The following is a 19,691-nucleotide window of genomic DNA, read 5'->3' as shown; positions in this document are numbered from 1 at the left end:
TTGTTATCCCGCAGCAGGCGGCCGGTTTAAATTGGCCGCCGGGTGGTTGATAGATCAATGCGGACTGAAAGGCCATAAGGTTGGCGGAGCGGCCGTACACCAGCAGCAGGCGCTAGTGATTGTAAACCTCGGCACGGCCAGCCCTGAAGATGTACTGAGATTGGCGCGCTATATCGTCGACACGGTCAAATCGCGCTTTGGTGTTACATTAGAGCATGAGGTGCGCTTTATGGCATCTGACGGAGAAACCACACTGGATAAGGTGATGCCATGAAAGAACACACAACCAAGCTGGCGCTTGTCCGGTTTCTGGCTGATGGTCAGTTTCACTCCGGCGAAGCGCTGGGTGAGGCGCTGGGGATCTCTCGGGCGGCAATCAGCAAGCATATCAAAGGGATCCAGGAGTGGGGTCTTGATATTCATCGGGTCCAGGGCAAAGGTTACTGCCTGGCTGCCGGGTTTGATTTATTGGATGAGCAGCTTATCCAGGATCAGGTTGATTGCCCGTCACTGGCACTGATCCCGGTGATTGATTCAACCAATCAATATATGCTGGACCGCATAGGTCAGCTCCCCAAAGGCGCGGTTTGTGTGGCTGAGTACCAGCAGGCCGGACGCGGGCGCCGTGGGCGGCAATGGCTTTCCCCGTTTGGCAGCAACCTGTATTTGTCAATGTACTGGCGCCTGGATGCCGGTGTTGCGGCCGCGATGGGACTGAGTCTGGTCGTTGGTCTGGCGGTGGCGAAAACATTGCAGAAACTGGGTGCGGCGGAGATTAAGGTGAAATGGCCCAATGACCTCTATTATCAGGACAAAAAATTAGCGGGTATTCTGGTAGAAATGAGCGGTAAAGCCGGAGATGCTGCGCATCTGGTCATTGGTATGGGGCTGAACCTCACCATGTCTAATACAGATACCGAAACAGTGGGGCAACCCTGGTCTAATCTGGCTGAAGCTTGCGACCCTATGCCTGGCCGCAATCAGTTGGCGGCAGCCATCATTGAGGGGGTGACGGAAACCCTGCTGCGCTATGAAGAGGTTGGCATGGCGGGGTTTGTCGATGAGTGGGACCAGTATGACAATTTTCTTGGCCGGCCGGTGAAGCTGTTGATCGGGGACAAAGTCATCCGTGGCGTCGCCCGTGGTATTAACCCTCAGGGGGCGCTGATGCTGGAAACAGAGCAGGGGAAGATACCGTATCTGGGCGGGGAAATCTCTTTGCGTAAAGACGATTAACAGTAAAGCCAGGATGAGCCGGTCGACTATTTTCTGAGTTTGACGGTCTGCACCGCATGGTTAGACCCTTTTTGCAGGATAAGACTGGCTCGCTCGCGCGTTGGCAGAATGTTCTCCCGCAAGTTTTTACCATTAATTTCCTGCCAGATATTGGTCGCCGTTTTCACCGCTTCTGATTCGGTCAGCTTAGTGTAATGATTAAAATAGGATGATGGATCCTTAAAAGCCCCCTGACGAAATTTCAGAAAACGCTCTATGTACCAAGTTTGCAGTAAGTCGGGTTCGGCATCGACATAAATGGAGAAGTCGAGCAAATCAGAAATAAAGACCCGATGCGGTTCATGAGGGTAATCCATGCCGCTCTGCAACACATTCAGCCCTTCAATGATCAGGATGTCCGGTTGCTCTACCGTCTTTATCTCATCAGTAATATCGTAGAATAAATGAGAATACACAGGGGCATCCACCTGAGGCTTGCCTGACTTCACATCGGTCAGAAACTCAACCAAACGCCGAATATCGTAAGACTGCGGAAATCCTTTCTTTTTCATCAGATTCTTTTCCAGCAGCACATTGTTTGGATAGAGAAAGCCGTCAGTAGTGATTAATTCTACTTTAGGGTGTTCCGGCCATCGGGTCAGCAAGGCTTTCAGCAGACGCGCGGTGGTGCTTTTACCGACTGCGACACTGCCGGCAATACCTATGATGTAAGGTACTGTGCTGGGTTTGGGCTGAGACAGGAACTCTTCCAGAACGCGGTTTCGGCCCTTACGCGCACCGACATAGAGATTGAGTAAGCGTGATAAAGGCAAATAAATATCGCGGACTTCATCCATCGACAAATGCTCATTAATACCGCGCAGACGTTCGAGATCAGCTTCATCCAGCGTCATTGGTACTGACTTGCGTAAATCAGCCCAGGCCTGCCGGTCAAAAGTAAGATAGGGGGTTAGGATCTCGTTCATCTTGTAACCAAAATCTCATTTACAGGGATTGGGACAATACAGGATCAGTAGAGGAAGTGAAAGAGGCCGTGATTTCTCCTTTTGAAGAATTATGTCAGCATAGCCCCTTGTTTGATTAAGAAATGTACATTAAAACGACCATTATAATTTTTTTTGTATTTACCTATTGCAACCCCAAAAACCATCGCATAGAATGCGCAGCACTTACGCCGACTTAGCTCAGTAGGTAGAGCAACTGACTTGTAATCAGTAGGTCACCAGTTCGATTCCGGTAGTCGGCACCAAAATTTGGAGGGATTCCCGAGTGGCCAAAGGGATCAGACTGTAAATCTGACGGCTCCGCCTTCGAAGGTTCGAATCCTTCTCCCTCCACCATATTCAAATGGTTGAATAGCTCTACGAGTTACGAGTTTGCGGGCATCGTATAATGGCTATTACCTCAGCCTTCCAAGCTGATGATGCGGGTTCGATTCCCGCTGCCCGCTCCACATTTCTCGTGTGCTGATATAGCTCAGTTGGTAGAGCGCACCCTTGGTAAGGGTGAGGTCGGCGGTTCAAATCCGCCTATCAGCACCACTCTCTCTCCGAAGCACTTCAATCCTTTTGATATATACTCTACAAAACCCATGATTGGTTGTGTGGTCGTTATACCACCTAAATACCGTGCCTAGAGGGACTACCCATGTCTAAAGAAAAATTTGAACGTACGAAACCGCACGTTAACGTTGGTACTATCGGCCACGTTGACCACGGTAAAACTACTCTGACAGCTGCTATCTGTACTGTACTGGCGAAAACTTACGGCGGTGCAGCGCGTGACTTCGCATCTATCGATAATGCGCCAGAAGAGCGTGAGCGTGGTATCACCATCTCTACTTCTCACGTAGAGTACGATACTCCGACTCGCCACTACGCGCACGTAGACTGCCCAGGACACGCCGACTACGTTAAGAACATGATCACCGGTGCTGCTCAGATGGACGGTGGTATCCTGGTTGTTGCTGCGACTGATGGCCCAATGCCTCAGACTCGTGAGCACATCCTGCTGGGTCGTCAGGTTGGTATCCCTTACATCATCGTGTTCATGAACAAGTGTGACATGGTTGATGACGAAGAGCTGCTGGAGCTGGTTGAGATGGAAGTGCGTGAACTTCTGTCTGAGTACGACTTCCCAGGCGACGATTGCCCAGTAATCATGGGTTCTGCTCTGGGCGCGCTGAATGGCGAAGCTCAGTGGGAAGAGAAAATTGTTGAGCTGGCTGAAGCGCTGGACAACTACATCCCAGAGCCAGAGCGTGCTATCGACAAGCCGTTCATCCTGCCAATCGAAGACGTATTCTCAATCCAGGGCCGTGGTACAGTTGTAACTGGTCGTGTTGAGCAAGGTATCGTTCGCGTAGGTGACGAAGTTGCTATCGTAGGTATCAAAGACACCATCACTACGACTTGTACTGGTGTTGAGATGTTCCGTAAGCTTCTGGACGAAGGCCGTGCTGGTGAGAACGTTGGTGTTCTGCTGCGTGGTACTAAGCGTGACGAAGTTGAGCGTGGTCAAGTACTGGCTAAGCCTGGTTCAATCACTCCACACACGACTTTCGAGTCTGAAGTATACGTTCTGTCTAAAGATGAAGGCGGCCGTCATACTCCATTCTTCAAAGGCTACCGTCCACAGTTCTACTTCCGTACAACTGACGTGACCGGTACTATCGAACTGCCAGAAGGCGTTGAGATGGTAATGCCAGGTGACAACATCAAGATGGTTGTTACTCTGATCGCACCTATCGCAATGGACGAAGGTCTGCGCTTCGCAATCCGTGAAGGTGGCCGTACCGTTGGTGCTGGTGTTGTTGCTAAGATCGTTGCTTAATTAGCATAGATTTAATCAACACGAAAAAAGGGAGCTCAGGCTCCCTTTTTGTATATTTAAGACTCTGCAACAGCTCTTTTATCCTCTGTTCCTGATTACCTTGGCTAAACTCCGCCGCTAACCACTTATCTTTACTACATATTCTGTAGACGCAATTTTGCTCATTATTGATAACTAATTCATCTAGCAAAGTGACGGAACAGAAGTGGTAATGCTAACGGTTCTCGTTTATATTTGAGTCAGATTAGATGTAGAGAGTTGTTATGTACGTTTGCCTGTGTCACGGAATTTCTGACAAAAAGATTGTGAAATTGGTAGAAGAGGAAGGTGTCTCAGATATCCGTGGGATCAAAGCGATCACCCCTCTCGGTTCTCAATGCGGTAAGTGTATTCGCCAGGCAAAAGGCATCATTCAACATGTGGTTCTGGAGCGGGATACTGCTCTGGATATTACAGTGATTGACATTACTGAGGTTACGCTCAAAAAAGCGAGCTAATCTTGGGTTTAACAACGTCTCTTTTTTGACACTCTTCAGATCGGTTCTAAGCTTAAAGGGACCGAGAGAGGAGTGTTAGCTAATGAAAGCCGATCCGAAAATCATTCAACATCTCAATAAAATCCTGGGCAATGAACTGGTGGCAATCAACCAGTATTTCCTCCATGCCCGTATGTACAAGGATTGGGGCCTCAAGCATCTTGCCGACAAGGAATACCACGAATCTATCGATGAAATGAATCATGCCGATCATTTGATTGAACGGATCCTGTTTCTGGAGGGGATTCCGAATCTCCAGGACTTGGGTAAGCTGCGTATTGGCGAAGATACTAAAGAAATGCTCGAGTGTGACCTCTCTCTGGAAATGGATGCCATTCCGGATTTACGGGACGCAATTCAGTACGCTGAAGAAGTACGGGATTATGTCTCCCGGGATCTATTCCAGGACATTCTGGAAGACGAAGAAGAGCATGTCGACTGGCTGGAAACTCAGCTCGGTTTGATCGAGCGCATGGGTATCAACAACTATAATCAGGCCCAGATTGTAGACGAAGACTAGTTCGCCAAATTCATCAGCGCCTATGGCCTTCATCTGTCCACAGTACACAATGGATGAAGGCTTTTTCATTTTTCTGCTTAATTTCCCATCATCCCTTGCCTTTCATTTTGTGATCGGTATAATGCCCGGCACTGTCTCGAGAAGACGGTTGTGAACCAATAAGCGTTGAGGAAGGAATCAGTTCTCTGATTCGGTAATGTATACTCTGACTTATGTTCGCAGTCATTAAATTGGCTGACAATGCGCCCAAAAGGGGTGCTACGTTCACATAAATCAATCGACATTCTCTCGTCTTAACGAGTTTGAGTGGCGATATTGTTTGTGTAAATTTTTTTGAATTGGAGCTCTGTCTCATGCAGAACCAACGTATTCGTATCCGCCTGAAGGCTTTCGATCACCGTTTGATCGATCAGTCTACTGCGGAGATCGTTGAAACAGCTAAGCGTACTGGCGCGCAGGTTCGTGGTCCAATCCCACTGCCTACTCGTAAAGAGCGTTTCACTGTTCTTATTTCTCCACACGTGAATAAGGACGCCCGTGATCAGTACGAAATCCGTACCCACAAGCGCCTTATCGACATCGTTGAGCCAACAGACAAAACTGTTGATGCTCTGATGCGTCTGGATCTAGCTGCTGGCGTTGATGTACAGATCAGCCTAGGTTAAGGGGAGATAAGAGAATGATTGGTCTAATCGGTCGTAAAGTGGGCATGACCCGCATCTTTACCGAAGATGGCGCTTCTATCCCAGTTACTGTGGTTGAAGTAGAAAATAACCGTGTTACTCAGGTTAAATCTGTAGACACTGATGGTTATAACGCTATCCAGGTTACCGCTGGTGCTAAGAAAGCAAGCCGCGTAAACAAAGCTGAAGCTGGTCACTTTGCGAAAGCAGGTGTTGAAGCTGGCCGCGGTTTGTGGGAATTCCGCCTGGACAATGGTGAAGAGTTCGCAGTAGGCGCTGAGCTGAACGTAGAACTGTTCAACGAAATTAAGAAAGTAGACGTTACTGGCACTTCAAAGGGTAAAGGTTTCCAAGGCGCTGTTAAGCGTTGGAACTTCCGTACTCAAGATATGAGCCACGGTAACTCCTTGTCTCACCGTGCTCCTGGTTCTATCGGTCAATGTCAGACTCCAGGTCGCGTATTTAAAGGCAAGAAAATGGCTGGTCACATGGGTGCTGAGCGTGTAACGACTCAAAACCTAGAGATCGTACGTGTTGACGCTGAGCGCAACCTGCTTCTGATCAAAGGTGCAGTACCAGGCGCAACTGGCGGCAACGTGATCGTAAAACCAGCTGTTAAAGCGTAACGTCGAGGAGTTAGTAATGGAATTGGTAGTCAAAGGCGCTGATGCGCTAGCTGTCTCCGAAACTACTTTTGGGCGTGAGTTTAACGAAGCGCTGGTGCACCAAGTAGTTGTTGCGTATGCAGCAGGTGCCCGTCAAGGTACTCGTGCACAAAAGACCCGTTCTGACGTATCTGGTGGCGGTGCTAAGCCATGGCGTCAAAAGGGTACTGGTCGTGCCCGTGCGGGTACCATCCGTAGCCCATTGTGGCGTACAGGTGGTGTAACTTTCGCAGCTCGTCCACAGGACCACAGCCAGAAAGTTAACAAGAAAATGTACCGCGGTGCGATGAAGTGCATCCTGTCTGAGCTGGTTCGTCAAGAGCGTCTGATCGTTGTTGATAACTTCTCAGTAGAAGCACCAAAAACTAAAGAGTTGGCTGCAAAGCTGAAAGAACTGGAACTGAACGATGTTCTGATCGTGACCGGTGAACTGGATGAGAATCTGTTCCTGGCAGCACGCAACCTGTACAAGGTTGACGTTCGCGATGCCGCTGCAATCGACCCAGTTAGCTTGATCGCATTCGACAAAGTAGTGATGACTGCTGCGGCAGTTAAGCAAGTTGAGGAGATGCTGGCATGATCACCGAAGAGCGTATCCTAAAAGTTCTGCGTGCTCCGCACATCTCTGAAAAAGCGACCATGGCTGCTGAGAACGGTAACACTATCGTTTTCAAAGTAGCGATGACCGCAACGAAGCGTGAGATCAAAGCGGCAGTTGAAAAACTGTTCGAGGTTGAAGTTAAGTCTGTAAATACTCTGATTGCTAAAGGTAAAACTAAGCGTCAAGGTATGCGCCAAGGCCGTCGTAGTGACTGGAAGAAAGCGTACGTGATCCTGAAAGAAGGTCAAGACATCGACTTCGCTGGTAGTGCAGAGTAAGGCTAGGAGCAAAGAAGAATGGCTATTGTAAAATGTAAGCCGACTTCCCCAGGTCGTCGCCACGTTGTTAAAGTGGTTAACTCTGACCTGCATAAGGGTAAGCCGTATGCACCACTTCTAGAGAAAAACTCTAAGACTGGTGGTCGTAACAATAACGGTCGTATTACTGTTCGTCACATCGGTGGTGGTAACAAACAACATTACCGTCTGATTGACTTTAAGCGTAATAAAGATGGTATCCCAGCGAAAGTTGAGCGTCTGGAATACGATCCAAACCGTAGCGCAAACATCGCTCTGGTTCTTTACGCAGATGGTGAGCGTCGTTACATCATTGCACCAAAAGGCATCCAAGCTGGTGATACTATCCAGTCTGGTTCAGATGCTGCGATCAAAGTAGGTAACACCCTGCCAATGCGCAACATCCCAGTAGGTTCAACCGTACACTGTGTTGAACTGAAGCCTGGTAAAGGTGCTCAGCTGGCTCGTTCAGCTGGTACTTACGCACAAATCGTAGCTCGTGCTGGCGCATACGTAACTATTCGTCTGCGTTCTGGCGAAATGCGTAAAGTTCTTGCCGAAGGTCGTGCGACTCTGGGTGAGGTTGGTAACGGTGAGCATATGCTGCGTGAACTGGGTAAAGCCGGTGCTTCACGTTGGCGTGGTGTTCGTCCAACCGTACGTGGTGTTGTAATGAACCCAATCGACCACCCACACGGTGGTGGTGAAGGTCGTACTTCTGGTGGTCGTCACCCAGTGACACCATGGGGCGTACCGACTAAGGGTTACAAAACTCGTAAGAACAAACGTACCGACAAGTACATCGTACGTCGTCGTAATAAGTAATTTATATCAGAGGATAAGCCATGCCACGTTCTCTCAAGAAAGGTCCTTTTATTGACCTGCACTTGCTGAAGAAGGTAGAGAAAGCGGTGGAAAGCGGTGACAAGAAGCCTGTTAAGACTTGGTCCCGTCGCTCAATGATCATCCCTCAGATGATCGGTTTGACCATCGCTGTCCATAATGGTCGTCAGCACGTACCCGTTTTCGTTTCTGAAGAAATGATCGGTCACAAGCTGGGCGAATTTGCACCAACACGTACTTATCGCGGCCACGCTGCAGATAAGAAAGCTAAGAAGCGCTAAGAGGAGTATAGGTAATGGAAGCTATCGCTAAACATCGCTTTGCTCGCATCTCACCGCAGAAAGCTCGTTTGGTTGCGGATCAAGTGCGCGGTAAAACGGTTGCACAAGCTCTGGAAATTCTGACTTTCAGCAACAAAAAAGCTGCTGACCTGGTTAAGAAGGTTCTGGAATCCGCTATCGCTAATGCTGAGCACAACGAAGGCGCAGACATCGATGACTTGAATGTTGCGAAAATCTTCGTTGATGAAGGCCCAACCATGAAGCGTATTATGCCTCGTGCTAAAGGCCGTGCCGATCGCATCTTGAAGCGTTCTAGCCACATCACTGTTGTTGTAGCGGATCGCTAAGAGAGTAGGAGACAAAGCAATGGGTCAAAAAGTACATCCTAATGGTATTCGTCTTGGCATCGTTAAGCCTTGGAATACCACTTGGTATGCTAACAGCAACGAATTCGCTGACAACCTAGACGGCGACTTCAAGGTACGTCAATTCCTGACCAAGGAATTAGCAAAAGCGTCTCTGTCTCGTATCGTTATCGAGCGTCCTGCTAAGAGCATTCGTGTAACCATTCACACTGCTCGTCCAGGCGTTGTTATCGGTAAGAAAGGCGAAGATGTTGAGAAACTGCGCGCTCGCGTTGCTAAGATCGCTGGTGTTCCAGCTCAGATCAACATCGCCGAAGTACGTAAGCCAGAGCTGGATGCACAGCTTGTTGGTGACAGCATCGCTTCTCAGCTTGAGCGCCGTGTTATGTTCCGTCGCGCGATGAAGCGTGCGGTACAGAATGCTATGCGTCTGGGCGCTAAAGGCATCAAAGTTGAAGTAAGTGGCCGTCTGGGCGGCGCTGAAATTGCACGTACCGAGTGGTACCGTGAAGGCCGTGTGCCTTTGCACACTCTGCGTGCTGACATTGATTATGCGACTTCTTCCGCTCACACCCAATACGGTGTAATTGGTATCAAAACTTGGATCTTCAAAGGCGAAGTTCTGGGTGGTATGCCAGTTGAAGAGCCTAAGGCTGATAACAAGCCTAAGAAGCAACGCAAAGGCCGTAAATAAGGAGTTTATTGATGCTGCAACCTAAACGCACTAAATTCCGCAAGACTCATAAGGGTCGTAACCGCGGTCTGGCGAACGGTACTGATGTAAGCTTCGGTACTTTCGGTCTGAAAGCAGTTGGCCGTGGCCGTATTACTGCTCGTCAGATCGAGGCTGCTCGTCGTGCTATGACTCGTCATATCAAACGTCAGGGCCAAATCTGGATTCGTATCTTCCCGGACAAGCCTATTACAAGCAAGCCGTTGGAAGTTCGTCAGGGTAAGGGTAAAGGTAACGTTGAGTACTGGGTAGCCCAAATCCAACCAGGTAAAGTTCTTTATGAAATGGATGGTGTTTCAGAAGATCTTGCTCGCGAAGCCTTTAAACTGGCCGCGCGTAAGCTTCCTGTAAAAACCACTTTCGTAACTAAGGCGGTGATGTGATGAATGCACAAGATCTGCGCGCAAAAAGCGTTGAAGAACTGAATGCTGAGCTTGTGAACCTGCTGCGTGAGCAGTTCAACCTGCGTATGCAGGCTGCGACTGGCCAACTGCAACAGACTCACACTCTGAAAGCAGTACGTCGCGATATCGCACGTGTTAAAACCGTTCTGAATGAGAAGGCTGGCGCATAATGAGCGAGAAAATTCGTACTCAGCAGGGTCGTGTTGTTAGCGACAAGATGGACAAGTCTATCGTGGTTGCTATCGAGCGTTTCGTGAAGCACCCAATCTATGGTAAGTTCATCAAGCGTACGACTAAACTGCACGCTCACGATGAGAACAACGAGTGTGGCATTGGCGACACAGTTGAGATCAGTGAGTGTCGTCCACTGTCTAAGAAAAAATCTTGGACTTTGGTACGCGTTGTTGAGAAAGCGCGCGTTTAAGCGAGCTTTAGCAACTACATAACTGAGCGGCCCCTGAAAAAATGGGGCCGTTTATTTTTTATCTACCCATTCTCAAAAAATGGTGTTATTATTCGCCGCCCTTGTAATAAAGGCGAATTCGACCCGAGATGGGTCTAGATGTTTTTGATAAGCGGAGCACTAACATGATCCAAATGCAAAGTATGCTAGATGCAGCCGATAACTCCGGCGCTCGTAGCGTAATGTGTATTAAGGTTCTGGGTGGTTCTCACCGTCGCTATGCACATATCGGTGACATCATCAAAGTTACTGTCAAGGAAGCAATTCCTCGCGGTAAAGTGAAAAAAGGTGATGTACTGAAAGCGGTGGTTGTGCGCACCCGTAAAGGCGTTCGTCGTCCAGACGGCTCTGTCATTCGCTTCGACCGTAATGCTTGCGTATTGCTGAACAACAATACAGAGCAACCAATCGGTACTCGTATCTTTGGCCCAGTGACTCGTGAACTTCGCTCTGCGAAATTCATGAAAATTGTTTCACTAGCGCCAGAAGTACTGTAAGGAGTGACGAAAATGGCAGCTAAAATCCGTCGTAACGACGAAGTTATCGTTCTTACTGGTAAAGATAAAGGTAAGAAAGGTAAAGTATCTAAGGTCCTGGCAACTGGTAAAATCGTTGTTGAAGGTATCAACCTGGTTAAAAAACACCAAAAGCCTGTACCGGCTATGGGTATCCAGGGTGGCATCGTTGAACAAGAAGCAGCTCTTGATGCTTCTAACGTTGCAATCTTCAACGCGGCAACTGGTAAAGCTGACCGTGTAGGCTTCCGATTTGAAGACGGCAAAAAAGTTCGTTTCTTCAAATCTAATGGCGAAACTATCAAGTAATTTTGGAGTAGTACTATGGCGAAACTGCATGATTACTACAAAGAGTCTGTTGTAAAAGAACTTGCTGACAAGTTCGAGTACAAGAGCATCATGCAAGTCCCAAGGATCGAAAAGATCACCCTGAACATGGGTGTCGGTGAAGCCTTGAACGACAAGAAGCTGTTGGAAAACGCAGCTGCTGATATGGCCGCAATTACAGGTCAAAAGCCGCTGGTTACCAAAGCTCGTAAGTCTGTTGCTGGCTTTAAGATCCGTGAGGGCTACCCGATCGGCTGTAAAGTAACCCTGCGTGGCGAACGTATGTGGGACTTTTTCGAACGTCTGATCTCTATTGCTGTACCGCGTATCCGTGATTTCCGTGGTTTAAACCCGAAATCATTTGACGGTCGTGGTAACTATAGCATGGGCGTTCGTGAGCAGATTATCTTCCCAGAGATCGATTTCGATAAAGTAGATCGTGTACGTGGTTTAGACATCACAATCACAACTACTGCGAACTCTGACGAAGAAGCTCGTGCTCTGCTGTCTGCTTTTAACTTCCCATTCCGTAAGTAAAAAGTAAGGGTTACTAATGGCTAAAGAATCTATGAAGGCACGTGAAGTAAAACGTGCCAAGCTGGTAGCAAAGTACGCTGAAAAGCGTGCCGCGCTTAAAGCTCTAATTAGCGACGTGAATGCGTCTGAAGAAGAACGCTGGGATGCAGTGCTCAAGCTTCAGTCTCTACCACGTGATTCAAGTCCATCTCGTCAGCGTAATCGCTGTAACCAGACTGGACGCCCACACGGGTACCTGCGTAAGTTTGGTCTGTCCCGTATCAAGGTTCGTGAAGCTTGCATGAAAGGCGAGATTCCGGGTCTGCGTAAGGCTAGCTGGTAATTTATTACCAATTAAGAATCACGGAGTATTGACTTATGAGCATGCAAGATCCGATTTCGGATATGCTGACCCGCATTCGTAACGGTCAGGCAGCGAAGAAAGTTGCTGTTAAAATGCCATCTTCTAAGTTGAAAGTTGCCATTGCAGCTTTGCTGAAAGAAGAAGGTTTTGTGGCTGACTACGCCGTTTCTGGCGAAGTTAAGCCTGAACTCGAAGTTACTCTGAAGTACTTCGAGACTAAAGCTGTAATTGAGCAAATCCAGCGCGTTTCACGTCCTGGCCTGCGTATCTACAAGAAAAAAGATGCGCTGCCGACTGTGATGGGTGGCCTGGGTATTGCTGTTGTGTCCACTTCCAAGGGTCTGATGACTGACCGTGCTGCTCGTAAAGCAGGTCTTGGTGGTGAGATTATCTGCTACGTAGCTTAATAGGAGTAGGAAAATGTCACGTGTTGCAAAAGCACCTGTAGTTGTTCCTGCCGGCGTAGAAGTTAAACTCAACGGTCAGGAAATCACTGTAAAAGGTGGTAAGGGTGAACTGGTTCGTGTAATTAACGAAGCAGTTGTACTAACCCAGGAAGAAAACACCATTAAGTTCGGTCCTCGCGACGGCTTCAACGATGCTTGGGCACAGGCTGGTACAGCTCGTGCACTGGTTAACAACATGGTTGTTGGTGTTACTGAAGGCTTTACTAAGAAGCTGATCCTTAAGGGTGTAGGTTATCGTGCTGCCATTAAAGGCAACGCTGTTGGCCTGACTCTGGGCTTCTCACACCCAGTTGAGCATGAACTGCCTGCAGGTATTAAAGCTGAGTGTCCAACTCAAACTGAAATCGTACTGACTGGTACTGATAAACAGTTGATTGGCCAAGTCGCTGCAGACATTCGCGCTTACCGTAGCCCTGAGCCTTACAAAGGTAAAGGTGTTCGTTACGCCGACGAAGTCGTGCGTATTAAAGAAGCTAAGAAGAAGTAAGGTAACACTATGGATAAGAAAGCATCTCGTATCCGTCGTGCGACCAGAGCACGTCGTAAGATTGCTGAACTGGGTGCAACTCGCTTGGTAGTACACCGTACTCCACGCCATGTGTACGCTCAGGTAATCGCACCAAATGGCTCCGAGGTTATCGCTGCCGCTTCTACCGTAGAAAAAGCGATCCGTGAGCAAGTGAAGAGCACCGGTAACAAAGACGCTGCTGCAGTTGTGGGTAAAATCATCGCTGAGCGCGCGATTGAAAAAGGCATCTCTAACGTTGCATTCGATCGTTCCGGTTTCCAATACCACGGCCGCGTGGCTGCACTGGCAGAAGCTGCCCGTGAAGCTGGTCTGAAATTCTAAGGTAGGCGGAAGATGGCTAACGAAAAAACTCAATCAGATCTGCATGAAAAGCTGATCGCTGTTAACCGTGTATCTAAGACGGTTAAAGGTGGTCGTATTTTCAGCTTTACCGCGCTAACTGTTGTTGGTGATGGTAATGGTCGCGTTGGTTTCGGTTACGGCAAAGCACGTGAAGTGCCTGCTGCAATCCAGAAAGCAATGGAAAAAGCACGTCGTAACATGGTTACAGTTGCCCTGAACGAAGGTACTCTGCACCACGCTGTTAAAGGTCGCCACACCGGTTCTAAGGTGTACATGCAACCTGCATCAGAAGGTACTGGTATCATCGCCGGTGGTGCAATGCGTGCAGTGCTGGAAGTCGCTGGCGTGCATAACGTACTGGCTAAAGCATACGGTTCTACAAACCCAATCAATATCGTTCGCGCGACTATTGATGGTTTGAGTGGTATGAACTCTCCAGAAATGATCGCTGCTAAGCGTGGTCTTTCTGTTAAAGAAATTCTGGAGTAATCGACATGGCTAAAACTATCAAAGTAACTCAGACTCGTAGCTCTATCGGTCGTTTGCCGAAGCATAAAGCTACACTGCGTGGCTTGGGCCTACGTCGCATCAACCACACTGTTGAACTGGAAGATACTGCTTGCGTACGCGGCATGATCAACAAGGTTCATTACATGGTTAAAGTAGAGGAGTAATCAGAATGCGTTTGAATACTCTATCTCCGGCTGCGGGTTCTAAGCCTTCTGCGAAGCGCGTAGGCCGTGGTATCGGTTCAGGCCTGGGTAAAACTTGTGGCCGTGGTCACAAAGGTCAGAAATCACGTTCTGGTGGTTCTGTTCGCCCAGGTTTCGAAGGCGGTCAAATGCCTTTGAAACAGCGTCTACCAAAATTCGGTTTTACTTCTCGCAAGAGCCTGGTAACAGCTGAAGTTCGTCTGTCAGAACTGGCGAAAGTTGAAGGTGACGTAGTAAGTCTGGAAACACTGAAAGCTGCAAACGTGATCACCAAGAACATGGAAACTGTAAAAGTTGTTCTGTCTGGTGAGATCAACCGCGCTGTCACAGTGAAAGGCTTACGCGTAACTAAAGGCGCTAAAGCTGCAATCGAAGCTGCAGGCGGTAAAATCGAGGAATAATTAACTCGAGGATGAGGTACAGATGGCTAAACAACCAGGACAAGATTTTAGTAGCGCAAAAGGTGGCCTAGCAGAGCTTAAGACTCGTCTGCTATTTGTAATAGGGGCTATCTTAATTTTCCGAGCTGGCTCTTTTGTGCCTATTCCTGGTATTGACGCTGCTGTACTAGCCGATCTGTTCGAACAGCAAAAGGGTACCATCATTGAACTGTTTAACATGTTCTCTGGTGGTGCACTTGAGCGTGCATCCATTTTAGCACTGGGCATTATGCCGTATATTTCGGCCTCGATTATTGTTCAGTTGCTAACGGTTGTTCATCCGGCTTTAGCCGAGTTGAAGAAAGAAGGTGAGTCTGGTCGCCGTAAGATCAGCCAGTATACTCGCTATGGCACGCTTGTGTTGGCAACCTTCCAAGCAATTGGTATTGCGACGGGGTTACCAAGTATGATCCCTGGCCTGGTACATAATCCAGGCCTTGGTTTCTACTTTGTTGCGGTCGTAAGTTTGGTCACCGGTACCATGTTCTTAATGTGGTTAGGTGAGCAGATTACAGAACGTGGCATTGGTAACGGTATATCTCTGATTATTTTCACAGGTATCGTTGCAGGATTGCCACCAGCTATTGGACAGACCGTAGAGCAAGCGCGTCAAGGTGAATTGCACGTACTTCTTCTACTGTTAATTGCAGTAATTTCTTTTGCTGTAATCTATTTTGTAGTGTTCATGGAACGTGGTCAGCGTCGTATCGTCGTTAACTACGCCAAACGCCAGCAAGGCCGTCGTGTCTATGCAGGCCAGAGCACTCATCTGCCATTGAAGATTAATATGGCAGGTGTGATTCCAGCAATTTTTGCATCCAGTATCATTCTTTTCCCTGGCACACTGGCTCAGTGGTTCGGTGGAAACGGAGAAGGTACTTTTGGTTTCCTGACTGACGTGTCTCTGGCACTTAGTCCTGGTCAGCCACTGTACGTTATGCTGTATGCCGCTGCGATTATCTTCTTCTGTTTCTTCTATACCGCGTTGGTGTTTAACCCGCGTGAAACAGCAGATAACCTGAAGAAATCCGGTGCGTTCATACCTGGTATTCGTCCGGGCGAGCAGACTGCGAAGTACATTGATAAAGTGATGACACGCCTGACTTTGGCTGGTGCGTTGTACATTACCTTTATCTGTCTGATCCCCGAGTTCATGATGATTGCTTGGAACGTTCGCTTCTACTTTGGCGGTACGTCACTACTGATTGTAGTTGTGGTTATTATGGACTTCATGGCTCAAGTTCAGACACACCTGATGTCTCAACAGTATGAGTCGGTTTTGAAAAAGGCTAATCTTAAAGGCTACGGCCGATAAGCTTGGTTATCCATTTACGGAGTTTAGCAATGAAAGTTCGTGCTTCCGTTAAGAAAATCTGCCGTAACTGTAAAGTTATCAAGCGCAACGGTGTTGTGCGTGTAATTTGCAGTGAGCCAAAGCATAAGCAACGCCAAGGCTAACCAGCAGAAATATTTCTTGCAAATTGAAGGTAGGTTGGCTAAATTAGCCAACCATCTTTTGTGTGTGCAAAAGAATTGTGACACCGCTGCGTATCCTAAACGGGCTTTGCAGCGGTTATTCTTGATAAGTACTAGGAGTGAATAGTGGCCCGTATTGCAGGCATTAACATTCCTGATCAAAAGCATGCTGTAATCGCACTGACTGCGATTTATGGCATCGGTAAAACTCGTTCAAAAGCTATTCTGGCTGATGTGGGTATTGCTGAAAATGTTAAGATCAGTGAACTAACTGAAGAGCAGATCGATCAACTGCGTGATGGTGTAGCTAAGTACACTGTAGAAGGTGATCTACGTCGTGAAGTTTCCATGAACATCAAGCGCCTAATGGATCTTGGTTGTTACCGTGGTCTTCGTCATCGTCGCAGTCTACCTCTACGTGGACAGCGTACTAAAACCAACGCTCGTACCCGTAAGGGTCCGCGCAAGCCGATCAAAAAATAATCGGATAAGGTAGAGTACAATGGCAAAACAACCAACTCGCGCTCGTAAGCGCGTACGCAAGCAAGTTGCTGATGGCGTAGCGCACATCCACGCTTCTTTCAACAACACAATCGTTACCATTACTGACCGTCAAGGTAATGCTCTGGCTTGGGCAACTGCCGGTGGTTCAGGTTTCCGTGGTTCTCGTAAATCTACACCGTTTGCTGCACAGGTTGCTGCTGAGCGTTGTGGTGAAATGGCCAAAGAATATGGCGTTAAGAACCTGGAAGTTATGGTTAAGGGCCCAGGTCCTGGTCGTGAGTCAACAATCCGTGCTCTGAATGCAGCGGGTTTCCGTATCACTAACATTGTTGATGCGACTCCGATCCCTCATAACGGTTGTCGTCCACCTAAGAAACGTCGCGTATAACGTTTCGTTTCTAGGAATATTGGAGAAAGAACATGGCAAGATATTTGGGTCCTAAGCTGAAGCTTAGCCGTCGTGAAGGCACTGACTTATTCCTTAAGTCTGGTGTTCGCGCGATTGATACCAAGTGTAAAATTGATAACGCGCCGGGCCAGCACGGTGCCCGTCGTGGCCGCCTGTCTGACTATGGCGTTCAGCTTCGCGAGAAGCAGAAAGTTCGTCGTACTTATGGCGTACTGGAAAAGCAATTCCGTAACTACTACAAAGAAGCTGCTCGCCTGAAAGGCAACACAGGTGAAAACCTGCTGCAACTTCTGGAAGGTCGTCTGGATAATGTTGTTTACCGCATGGGCTTTGGCGCAACTCGCGCTGAATCACGTCAACTGGTAAGCCACAAAGCGATCCTGGTTAATGGTCAAGTCGTTAACATCCCATCTTTCCAGGTGGCTGCAAACGACGTTGTTAGCATTCGTGAGAAAGCTAAAAACCAAGCACGCATCAAAGCAGCTCTTGAAGTTGCTACTCAGCGTGAACTGCCGACTTGGGTCGAAGTAGACAGCAACAAAATGGAAGGTACCTTTAAGCGTCTTCCAGAGCGTTCTGATTTGTCTGCCGACATCAACGAACACCTGATCGTCGAGCTTTACTCTAAGTAAGGCTATAGTTAAGAGAGGACACAATGCAGGGTTCTGTAACAGAATTTCTTAAGCCGCGTCTTGTTGATATTGAACAAGTTAATACGACGCATGCAAAAGTAACTCTTGAGCCTCTGGAGCGCGGTTTTGGCCACACTCTAGGCAATGCTCTACGTCGTATTCTTCTGTCATCTATGCCAGGTTGCGCAGTGACTGAAGTAGAAATCGACGGTGTGTTACACGAGTACAGCACCAAAGAGGGAGTCCAAGAGGACGTTCTTGAAATCCTATTGAACCTGAAAGGCCTGGCCGTTAAGGTTGAAGGGAAAGACGAAGTCATCTTGAGCCTCAGTAAATCTGGTGCAGGCCCTGTTGTTGCAGGTGACATCACCCATGATGGTGATGTTGAGATTGCGAACCCAGAGCACGTGATCTGCCATTTGACTGATGACAATGCTGATATCAGCATGCGCATCAAGGTAGAACGTGGTCGCGGCTATGTACCAGCATCTGCTCGTATTCACAGTGATGAAGATGAGCGTCCAATTGGTCGTTTGTTAGTTGATGCAACTTTCAGCCCAGTTGATCGTATCGCTTACTCAGTCGAGGCTGCGCGTGTTGAACAACGCACTGACCTTGATAAGCTAGTTATCGATATGGAGACCAATGGTACTCTTGATCCTGAGGAAGCGATTCGTCGTGCTGCCACTATTCTGGCAGAACAACTTGACGCATTCGTAGATCTGCGTGATGTACGAGTTCCTGAAGAGAAAGAAGAGAAGCCGGAGTTCGATCCGATCCTACTGCGTCCTGTAGACGATCTTGAACTAACTGTTCGCTCTGCTAACTGTTTGAAAGCAGAAGCGATCCACTACATCGGTGATCTTGTTCAGCGTACTGAGGTTGAGCTACTGAAAACGCCAAACCTGGGTAAGAAGTCTTTGACCGAAATCAAAGACGTGCTGGCTTCACGTGGTCTGTCTCTGGGTATGCGCCTGGAAAACTGGCCGCCAGCATCTATCGCTGAAGATTAATAGTTACTGATATCTAGTTAGAAGGATTAGGTCATGCGCCATCGTAAGAGTGGTCGTCAACTCAACCGCAACAGCAGTCATCGCAAAGCGATGTTCAGCAACATGGCTAGCTCTCTGGTACGTCACGAGCTTATCAAGACTACCTTGCCTAAGGCAAAAGAGCTGCGTCGCGTAATTGAGCCTTTGATTACCCTAGCTAAGACTGACAGTGTAGCTAACCGTCGTCTGGCATTTGCACGTACTCGTGATAACGAAGTCGTTGCTAAACTGTTTAACGAATTAGGTCCACGTTTTGCTCAGCGTCCAGGCGGTTACACTCGCATTATGAAATGCGGTTTCCGTGCTGGTGATAAAGCCCCAATGGCTTACATTGAGCTGGTAGACCGTCCTGAAGCTCAGGAAGAAGCTGCTGCTGAATAAGCAATAGTTTAAAAACGTAAGAAAGCCGGGCATTGCCCGGCTTTTTTTATAGCTGCTTTTCACCGAAATATCTGACACTGCATCCAGGACTGGGTGGTTATGGATTTAACCACTGTTGCTTTAGGTGATATTCCTACTGTTCTTTTTTTATCTCCCCACAACTTTCTTCTTCCACTGCACTTTTTGTTTTTATCCACATTGAGAATCTATCAGCCCCCGGCTCAAGGTGTTTTTGCTTTATTATTGCGCGGTTTGTTTATCTGTGAGCGAAAAGTGTTCGCTCGGTGTTTTTTTCTGTTTTTTTACTTGTCATGTGGTTCTGACTCTCTATAATGCCGCCTCACTGACACGGCAGAGCAGCAAACTTAAGCGCTAGGCAGTGTAAGCGGTTAGAAAAACAAATTGAAAAAAGTGTTTGACACTTCACTTCGTTTGGTTAGAATGGCCGCCCGTTTCGAGAGATTAATCACAAAGATTTATATCGAAACAAGCTCTTTAACAATTTGACCATGCAATCTGTGTGGGCACTCGACAATGATACAGTCATAAAAGATTTATCAGTGAAC

General features: G+C 48.0%; 33 protein-coding genes, 4 tRNA genes and 1 pseudogene. 37 read left to right on the top strand and 1 reads right to left on the bottom strand.

From position 1 onward, the window contains the following. A pseudogene (locus P0Y67_RS20050) lies at nucleotides 1-274 on the top strand (UDP-N-acetylmuramate dehydrogenase); the annotation flags it as partial. Beyond that, nucleotides 271-1,236 carry a bifunctional biotin--[acetyl-CoA-carboxylase] ligase/biotin operon repressor BirA gene (gene birA / locus P0Y67_RS20045; protein ID WP_342393271.1) on the top strand — a complete coding sequence of 322 codons (966 nt, stop codon included), beginning with the start codon at nucleotides 271-273 and terminating at the stop codon, nucleotides 1,234-1,236. The pseudogene P0Y67_RS20050 and the gene birA, both read left to right, overlap by 4 nt. A gap of 26 nt (nucleotides 1,237-1,262) precedes the next feature. Here birA and coaA read toward each other — a convergent pair whose 3' ends face one another. Further along, nucleotides 1,263-2,201 carry a type I pantothenate kinase gene (gene coaA / locus P0Y67_RS20040; protein ID WP_342393270.1) on the bottom strand — a complete coding sequence of 313 codons (939 nt, stop codon included), beginning with the start codon at nucleotides 2,199-2,201 and terminating at the stop codon, nucleotides 1,263-1,265. 208 nt (nucleotides 2,202-2,409) lie between these two features. Here coaA and P0Y67_RS20035 point away from each other — a divergent pair. From P0Y67_RS20035 to rplQ, 35 genes are all read left to right on the top strand, one after another. Continuing rightward, nucleotides 2,410-2,485, top strand: a tRNA-Thr gene (locus P0Y67_RS20035). A 6-nt stretch (nucleotides 2,486-2,491) separates the two neighbouring features. Next, nucleotides 2,492-2,576 (top strand) — tRNA-Tyr (locus P0Y67_RS20030). A gap of 38 nt (nucleotides 2,577-2,614) precedes the next feature. Next, nucleotides 2,615-2,689 (top strand) — tRNA-Gly (locus tag P0Y67_RS20025). Nucleotides 2,690-2,701: 12 nt separating this feature from the next. Next, a tRNA-Thr gene (locus tag P0Y67_RS20020) sits at nucleotides 2,702-2,777 on the top strand. Between the two features lie 106 nt (nucleotides 2,778-2,883). Further along, entirely contained in the window at nucleotides 2,884-4,068 is a 1,185-nt protein-coding gene (gene tuf / locus P0Y67_RS20015; protein ID WP_342393269.1) for an elongation factor Tu, read from the top strand. Between the two features lie 263 nt (nucleotides 4,069-4,331). Next, nucleotides 4,332-4,565: a (2Fe-2S)-binding protein gene (locus P0Y67_RS20010; RefSeq protein ID WP_342393268.1), complete on the top strand. Its 234-nt coding sequence runs from the start codon at nucleotides 4,332-4,334 to the stop codon at nucleotides 4,563-4,565. A gap of 82 nt (nucleotides 4,566-4,647) precedes the next feature. Next, entirely contained in the window at nucleotides 4,648-5,124 is a 477-nt protein-coding gene (gene bfr, locus P0Y67_RS20005; protein ID WP_046222538.1) for a bacterioferritin, read from the top strand. 353 nt (nucleotides 5,125-5,477) lie between these two features. Continuing rightward, nucleotides 5,478-5,789, top strand: coding sequence for a 30S ribosomal protein S10 (gene rpsJ, locus P0Y67_RS20000; RefSeq protein ID WP_005501283.1), 312 nt, complete (start codon nucleotides 5,478-5,480; stop codon nucleotides 5,787-5,789). Nucleotides 5,790-5,803: 14 nt separating this feature from the next. After that, nucleotides 5,804-6,433 carry a 50S ribosomal protein L3 gene (gene rplC / locus P0Y67_RS19995; RefSeq protein WP_027251940.1) on the top strand — a complete coding sequence of 210 codons (630 nt, stop codon included), beginning with the start codon at nucleotides 5,804-5,806 and terminating at the stop codon, nucleotides 6,431-6,433. 16 nt (nucleotides 6,434-6,449) lie between these two features. After that, on the top strand, nucleotides 6,450-7,052 hold the full coding sequence (gene rplD / locus P0Y67_RS19990) for a 50S ribosomal protein L4 (RefSeq protein ID WP_027251941.1): 603 nt from the start codon (nucleotides 6,450-6,452) through the stop codon (nucleotides 7,050-7,052). Further along, on the top strand, nucleotides 7,049-7,351 hold the full coding sequence (gene rplW, locus P0Y67_RS19985; protein ID WP_027251942.1) for a 50S ribosomal protein L23: 303 nt from the start codon (nucleotides 7,049-7,051) through the stop codon (nucleotides 7,349-7,351). The genes rplD and rplW overlap by 4 nt, the downstream gene beginning before the upstream one ends. Nucleotides 7,352-7,369: 18 nt before the next feature. Further along, nucleotides 7,370-8,194, top strand: coding sequence for a 50S ribosomal protein L2 (gene rplB / locus P0Y67_RS19980; RefSeq protein ID WP_027251943.1), 825 nt, complete (start codon nucleotides 7,370-7,372; stop codon nucleotides 8,192-8,194). Between the two features lie 20 nt (nucleotides 8,195-8,214). Continuing rightward, nucleotides 8,215-8,493, top strand: a complete 279-nt coding sequence (gene rpsS, locus P0Y67_RS19975) for a 30S ribosomal protein S19 (RefSeq protein WP_007469141.1) — start codon at nucleotides 8,215-8,217, stop codon at nucleotides 8,491-8,493. Nucleotides 8,494-8,507: 14 nt separating this feature from the next. Continuing rightward, nucleotides 8,508-8,840, top strand: a complete 333-nt coding sequence (rplV, locus tag P0Y67_RS19970) for a 50S ribosomal protein L22 (RefSeq protein ID WP_027251944.1) — start codon at nucleotides 8,508-8,510, stop codon at nucleotides 8,838-8,840. Between the two features lie 19 nt (nucleotides 8,841-8,859). Then, entirely contained in the window at nucleotides 8,860-9,552 is a 693-nt protein-coding gene (gene rpsC / locus P0Y67_RS19965; RefSeq protein WP_027251945.1) for a 30S ribosomal protein S3, read from the top strand. 11 nt (nucleotides 9,553-9,563) lie between these two features. After that, nucleotides 9,564-9,974 carry a 50S ribosomal protein L16 gene (gene rplP, locus P0Y67_RS19960; RefSeq protein ID WP_027251946.1) on the top strand — a complete coding sequence of 137 codons (411 nt, stop codon included), beginning with the start codon at nucleotides 9,564-9,566 and terminating at the stop codon, nucleotides 9,972-9,974. Further along, nucleotides 9,974-10,165 (top strand): 50S ribosomal protein L29, encoded by a 192-nt coding sequence (rpmC, locus tag P0Y67_RS19955; RefSeq protein WP_027251947.1) that lies wholly within the window; start codon nucleotides 9,974-9,976, stop codon nucleotides 10,163-10,165. The genes rplP and rpmC overlap by 1 nt, the downstream gene beginning before the upstream one ends. Further along, a complete protein-coding gene (rpsQ, locus tag P0Y67_RS19950) occupies nucleotides 10,165-10,419 on the top strand; it encodes a 30S ribosomal protein S17 (RefSeq protein ID WP_027251948.1) in 255 nt (84 codons plus the stop codon). The genes rpmC and rpsQ overlap by 1 nt, the downstream gene beginning before the upstream one ends. A gap of 164 nt (nucleotides 10,420-10,583) precedes the next feature. Then, on the top strand, nucleotides 10,584-10,955 hold the full coding sequence (gene rplN, locus P0Y67_RS19945) for a 50S ribosomal protein L14 (RefSeq protein WP_027251949.1): 372 nt from the start codon (nucleotides 10,584-10,586) through the stop codon (nucleotides 10,953-10,955). Nucleotides 10,956-10,967: 12 nt separating this feature from the next. Beyond that, on the top strand, nucleotides 10,968-11,282 hold the full coding sequence (gene rplX, locus P0Y67_RS19940; protein ID WP_027251950.1) for a 50S ribosomal protein L24: 315 nt from the start codon (nucleotides 10,968-10,970) through the stop codon (nucleotides 11,280-11,282). Between the two features lie 15 nt (nucleotides 11,283-11,297). Then, complete coding sequence (rplE, locus tag P0Y67_RS19935; protein ID WP_027251951.1) at nucleotides 11,298-11,837, top strand: 50S ribosomal protein L5; 540 nt, start codon at nucleotides 11,298-11,300, stop codon at nucleotides 11,835-11,837. A gap of 16 nt (nucleotides 11,838-11,853) precedes the next feature. After that, nucleotides 11,854-12,159: a 30S ribosomal protein S14 gene (rpsN, locus tag P0Y67_RS19930; RefSeq protein ID WP_027251952.1), complete on the top strand. Its 306-nt coding sequence runs from the start codon at nucleotides 11,854-11,856 to the stop codon at nucleotides 12,157-12,159. Between the two features lie 35 nt (nucleotides 12,160-12,194). After that, nucleotides 12,195-12,587, top strand: a complete 393-nt coding sequence (rpsH, locus tag P0Y67_RS19925) for a 30S ribosomal protein S8 (RefSeq protein ID WP_027251953.1) — start codon at nucleotides 12,195-12,197, stop codon at nucleotides 12,585-12,587. A 13-nt stretch (nucleotides 12,588-12,600) separates the two neighbouring features. Beyond that, entirely contained in the window at nucleotides 12,601-13,134 is a 534-nt protein-coding gene (gene rplF, locus P0Y67_RS19920; protein WP_027251954.1) for a 50S ribosomal protein L6, read from the top strand. A gap of 9 nt (nucleotides 13,135-13,143) precedes the next feature. Beyond that, complete coding sequence (gene rplR, locus P0Y67_RS19915) at nucleotides 13,144-13,497, top strand: 50S ribosomal protein L18 (RefSeq protein WP_027251955.1); 354 nt, start codon at nucleotides 13,144-13,146, stop codon at nucleotides 13,495-13,497. 12 nt (nucleotides 13,498-13,509) lie between these two features. After that, a complete protein-coding gene (gene rpsE, locus P0Y67_RS19910; RefSeq protein WP_027251956.1) occupies nucleotides 13,510-14,007 on the top strand; it encodes a 30S ribosomal protein S5 in 498 nt (165 codons plus the stop codon). A gap of 5 nt (nucleotides 14,008-14,012) precedes the next feature. Continuing rightward, on the top strand, nucleotides 14,013-14,192 hold the full coding sequence (rpmD, locus tag P0Y67_RS19905) for a 50S ribosomal protein L30 (protein ID WP_211646405.1): 180 nt from the start codon (nucleotides 14,013-14,015) through the stop codon (nucleotides 14,190-14,192). Nucleotides 14,193-14,197: 5 nt separating this feature from the next. Next, complete coding sequence (rplO, locus tag P0Y67_RS19900; RefSeq protein WP_027251958.1) at nucleotides 14,198-14,632, top strand: 50S ribosomal protein L15; 435 nt, start codon at nucleotides 14,198-14,200, stop codon at nucleotides 14,630-14,632. Between the two features lie 22 nt (nucleotides 14,633-14,654). Further along, nucleotides 14,655-15,986 carry a preprotein translocase subunit SecY gene (gene secY, locus P0Y67_RS19895; RefSeq protein WP_027251959.1) on the top strand — a complete coding sequence of 444 codons (1,332 nt, stop codon included), beginning with the start codon at nucleotides 14,655-14,657 and terminating at the stop codon, nucleotides 15,984-15,986. Nucleotides 15,987-16,015: 29 nt separating this feature from the next. Further along, nucleotides 16,016-16,129 carry a 50S ribosomal protein L36 gene (gene rpmJ / locus P0Y67_RS19890; protein WP_000868186.1) on the top strand — a complete coding sequence of 38 codons (114 nt, stop codon included), beginning with the start codon at nucleotides 16,016-16,018 and terminating at the stop codon, nucleotides 16,127-16,129. A gap of 144 nt (nucleotides 16,130-16,273) precedes the next feature. Next, a complete protein-coding gene (rpsM, locus tag P0Y67_RS19885) occupies nucleotides 16,274-16,630 on the top strand; it encodes a 30S ribosomal protein S13 (protein WP_027251960.1) in 357 nt (118 codons plus the stop codon). A gap of 19 nt (nucleotides 16,631-16,649) precedes the next feature. Beyond that, nucleotides 16,650-17,039 carry a 30S ribosomal protein S11 gene (gene rpsK / locus P0Y67_RS19880; RefSeq protein ID WP_027251961.1) on the top strand — a complete coding sequence of 130 codons (390 nt, stop codon included), beginning with the start codon at nucleotides 16,650-16,652 and terminating at the stop codon, nucleotides 17,037-17,039. 32 nt (nucleotides 17,040-17,071) lie between these two features. After that, nucleotides 17,072-17,692: a 30S ribosomal protein S4 gene (gene rpsD, locus P0Y67_RS19875; RefSeq protein ID WP_027251962.1), complete on the top strand. Its 621-nt coding sequence runs from the start codon at nucleotides 17,072-17,074 to the stop codon at nucleotides 17,690-17,692. A gap of 23 nt (nucleotides 17,693-17,715) precedes the next feature. Then, a complete protein-coding gene (locus P0Y67_RS19870) occupies nucleotides 17,716-18,705 on the top strand; it encodes a DNA-directed RNA polymerase subunit alpha (protein ID WP_027251963.1) in 990 nt (329 codons plus the stop codon). Nucleotides 18,706-18,738: 33 nt separating this feature from the next. Next, nucleotides 18,739-19,125, top strand: coding sequence for a 50S ribosomal protein L17 (rplQ, locus tag P0Y67_RS19865; protein ID WP_027251964.1), 387 nt, complete (start codon nucleotides 18,739-18,741; stop codon nucleotides 19,123-19,125). Nucleotides 19,126-19,691: the final 566 nt, after the last annotated feature.

The organism is Photobacterium sp. SP02 (assembly GCF_038519165.1).
Taxonomy (GTDB): Bacteria; Pseudomonadota; Gammaproteobacteria; order Enterobacterales; family Vibrionaceae; genus Photobacterium; species Photobacterium halotolerans.
The sequence above is the reverse complement of the archived record's forward strand: the minus strand, read 5'-3'. Positions and strand labels throughout refer to the sequence as shown.